Origin of the sequence: Frateuria sp. (assembly GCF_013362045.1) — a bacterium.
Lineage (GTDB): Bacteria > Pseudomonadota > Gammaproteobacteria > Xanthomonadales > Rhodanobacteraceae > Frateuria_A.
In genome coordinates, this window is sequence record NZ_JABFWW010000198.1 from 1 (window position 1) to 3,435 (window position 3,435).

Genomic DNA, 3,435 nt, shown 5'->3' on the forward strand with positions numbered 1-3,435 from the left:
GGGTGCGCGAGTCCGCTGCCGCTCAAAAAGAAAACCCGCCACTTGGGCGGGTTCTCTTCGAAGATCACTTGATCTTGCCTTCCTTGTAGATCACGTGCTTGCGCACGACCGGATCGTACTTCTTGAACTCGAACTTTTCCGGCGTGTTCTTCTTGTTCTTCTGCGTGGTGTAGAAGTGGCCGGTGCCGGCCGAGGAGATCATGCGGATCTTGTCTTGGGTCTTGTTAGCCATGGTTCAATCCTCAGACCTTCTCGCCGCGGGCACGCAGCTGGGCGATCACGGCCTCGATGCCATTCTTGTCGATGGTGCGCAGCGCGGCGTTGGAGACGCGCAGCTTCACCCAGCGATTCTCGCTGGCGACCCAGAAGCGGCGCTCGTGCAGGTTGGGCAACCAGCGGCGACGGGTCTTGTTGTTGGCGTGCGAGACGTTGTTGCCGGTCTGCACGGCCTTTCCGGTGACTTGACATACACGGGCCATGAGTGCCTCCGTAATCGGTTTAGGACCACCCGTTGGCCAGGGCGGCATCGGCCCAGCGACGCCTTGGGCGCCACGCGATGGCTGGAGGGTGTTGCGCTTCGAACGGTGGCCGGCGGTGTTCCGCATCGCGTCGCGGAAGGCCCGTAAACCGGGGCGGCCATGAGTCGAGCCGCGTATTCTCCCGGAAAAACAGGCCCCTGCGCAAGCCTTGCGGCCCGGGTCGGATGACGGGGCCCGCGGATGTATGGAACAATCGCCCCCTTTGCTCCGCCGCATTCACGATTCAAGAGGGATTCGAAGATGGCCGAAGTCACGCCCGCCCCCAGCCAGGCCAACGGTCCGGCCATGCCGCAGCTGATGCTGCAGAAGATCTACGTCAAGGACGTGTCCTTCGAGGCGCCCAACGCGCCGCAGATCTTCCAGGAGATCGGCGAGAACGACCAGGCCCAGCCTCAGGTGCAGCTGAACCTCGGCCAGCGCGCCACCGACCTGGGCAACGACCTGTATGAAGTGGTGCTGAGCCTGACCCTGACCTGCACGCTGGGCGAGCGCACCGCGTACCTGGCCGAAGTGCACCAGGCCGGCGTGTTCGGCATCGCCGGCTTCAGCGAACAGGACCACGCCGGCATCATCGGCAGCTACTGCCCGAACCTCCTGTTCCCGTATGCGCGCCAGGTGATCTCCTCGCTGGTGCTGGAGGGCGGTTTCCCGCCGTTCCTGCTGCAGCCGATCAACTTCGACGCCCTGTTCGCCGAGCAGCAGCGCCGCGCGATGGGCGGCGGCGAGGCGCCGACGCTCAACAGCTGACGAAAAGATCGATGCGGGACCAACCGACCCTCGCGGTGCTCGGCGCCGGCTCCTGGGGCACGGCGCTGGCCGCGCTGGCCGCGCGCAACGGCGTGGACACCCGGCTGTGGGGCCGCGACCGCGCCGCGCTGGCGGCCATCGCCGCCGGCCGCCGCAACCAGCGCTATCTGCCCGACCTGGAACTGCCGGCCGAGCTCGCCTATGAGCCGGATCTGGCCGCCGCCGTACGCGACGCCGACATCGTGCTGCTGGTGGTGCCCAGCCACGCCTTCGCGGCGATGCTGGACGAGCTGGTGCCGCTGCTCGGCCCGGCGACCGCCATCGCCTGGGCGACCAAGGGCTTCGAGCCGGGCACCGGCCGCTTCCTGCACGAGCTGGTGGCGCAGAAGCTGCCGGGCCGTCCGGCGGCGGTGGTCACCGGGCCGTCGTTCGCGCGCGAGGTGGCCGCCGGACAGCCCAGCGCCGTCACCGTCCATTCGGAGGACGAGACCTTCGCCAAGGCGCTCGCCGCGCTGCTGCATGCGCCCAACTTCCGCGCCTATTCGGGCAACGACGTGCTGGGTGCGGAACTGGGCGGCGCCATGAAGAACGTGCTGGCGGTGGCCACCGGCGTGGCCGACGGCATGCAGCTGGGCCTGAACGCCCGCGCCGGCCTGATCACCCGCGGCATGAACGAAATGCTGCGGCTGGGACTGGCGCTCGGTGCGCGGCCGGAAACGCTGATGGGCCTGTCCGGCCTGGGCGACCTGGTGCTCACCTGCACCGGCGACCTCTCGCGCAACCGGCGGCTCGGCCTGGCATTGGGGCAGGGTGTCGCGCTGGACGAGGCCGTGCGCCAGATCGGCCAGGTGGTCGAGAGCGTGGTGACCGCCGACGAGGTGGCCCGGCTGGCCGAGCAGCACGGCCTGGACCTGCCCATCGCCAACGGCGTGCGCGCGGTGCTGCACGGCGAGGTGACCCCGGTCGAGGGCGTGCGCCTGCTGATGTCGCGCGAGCAGAAGCCCGAATACCCGCAGGGCCTGTTCGGCAACGCCTGAACCGGTTCGCCCTGCCTGCGGGGAGAGGGGTTGGAGAAGGGCCGGGGCTGGCTCAACTCCATTCCTGCGTGCCCCCGCCGTGGCCACCGCCCGCACGAACTTGCGCCCTCGACGCGCACACCACTCATCCCCTTGCTAAGCTCGCCGTTTTGGCCGGCAGGGCGGACCGCACGCGCATGCAGCAACCGGACGAAAAGCAGCCTGCCGACCGCGTCTCCGCCCCGGAGGACCAGGCCGGGGGCGGCTTGCCGCCGGCCTGGCGCCGCCTGTTCAAGCCGCCGGCCGCGCCTCCCGCGGAAACCCAGGTGCTGGGCTTCTTCCTCGAAGTCGTGCCGGAGGAGGGCGCGGCCTACGCCCATCTGGACGTGGCGCCGGTCGCACTGGCCATCGCCGAGCAGGGCCGCTACGCGCGGCCTGCGCCGCTGGACAGCCGCCATCTCGCCCACGCCCCGCTCGAACCGCACGAGCAGCACCTGGCCGCCGCTGTGCTCGGTCTGCCGCAGAGCGTGCGCAAGGGCCGCAGCTACGTGCGCCTGGCCGGCCACATCGGCGATGCGCTGCTGGCCCAGATGCTCGATACCGCGCCTTGCTTCCTGGGCGGCCTGGCCGGGTTGCGGCTCTCGCGCGGCAAGGCCCATCCGCTCGCCTGGCACTGGCATCTCGAGCAGGACGGCAGCCAGCGCCTGCTGCCCCGGCTGGGACACAACCAGCGGCTGTTGCGGCTGGACAACCTGTGGTACCTCGATGCCGAGCACGCTGTCGTGGGCCTGCTCGAAGCCGAGCCGCGCGAAAGCCACTGGCTCGACCTGCCACCGCTGCGCCACGAGTACAGCCGGCCACTGCTCAAATCGCTGAAGAACAGCCCGCTGGGCCAGCGCGTGCCGCCGCCGCAGGTGTTCGACGAGCTGCGCCGCGCCGAACTCGCGCCCAGGCCGGTGCTGACCCTGCACGCGCTGACCCGCCATGCGCGCCTTGCCGCCGGCACGCCGCCGCTGGCCTACGCGCGACTGGCCTTCGACTACGCTGGCGAGCGCCTGCCCGGCCGCGGCGGCGAGCCGCTGGTGCGCCGCGTGCGCAACGGCCACCTGGTCGAGATCGCCCGCCGCCGCGCC

At 70.2% G+C, this 3,435-nt stretch carries 4 protein-coding genes and 1 pseudogene; 3 read left to right on the plus strand and 2 right to left on the minus strand.

What is annotated here, in order from left to right; genetic code table 11:
* Window positions 1-64 precede the first annotated feature (64 nt).
* On the minus strand, window positions 65-232 hold the full coding sequence (gene rpmG, locus HOQ08_RS09240) for a 50S ribosomal protein L33 (RefSeq protein WP_072759007.1): 168 nt from the start codon (window positions 230-232) through the stop codon (window positions 65-67).
* Window positions 233-242: 10 nt separating this feature from the next.
* The gene (rpmB, locus tag HOQ08_RS09245) at window positions 243-479 is read right to left on the minus strand and encodes a 50S ribosomal protein L28 (RefSeq protein WP_091337955.1); all 237 of its coding nucleotides are present in this window, start codon (window positions 477-479) and stop codon (window positions 243-245) included.
* Window positions 480-779: 300 nt separating this feature from the next.
* Here rpmB and secB point away from each other — a divergent pair, with 300 nt between their 5' ends.
* The 3 genes and pseudogenes from secB to HOQ08_RS09260 form a co-directional block, all read left to right on the plus strand.
* Window positions 780-1,286 carry a protein-export chaperone SecB gene (secB, locus tag HOQ08_RS09250; protein WP_291193560.1) on the plus strand — a complete coding sequence of 169 codons (507 nt, stop codon included), beginning with the start codon at window positions 780-782 and terminating at the stop codon, window positions 1,284-1,286.
* Between the two features lie 11 nt (window positions 1,287-1,297).
* A complete protein-coding gene (locus tag HOQ08_RS09255; protein WP_291193562.1) occupies window positions 1,298-2,323 on the plus strand; it encodes an NAD(P)H-dependent glycerol-3-phosphate dehydrogenase in 1,026 nt (341 codons plus the stop codon).
* Window positions 2,324-2,499: 176 nt separating this feature from the next.
* Window positions 2,500-3,435, plus strand: a pseudogene (locus HOQ08_RS09260) (ATP-dependent helicase); the annotation flags it as partial.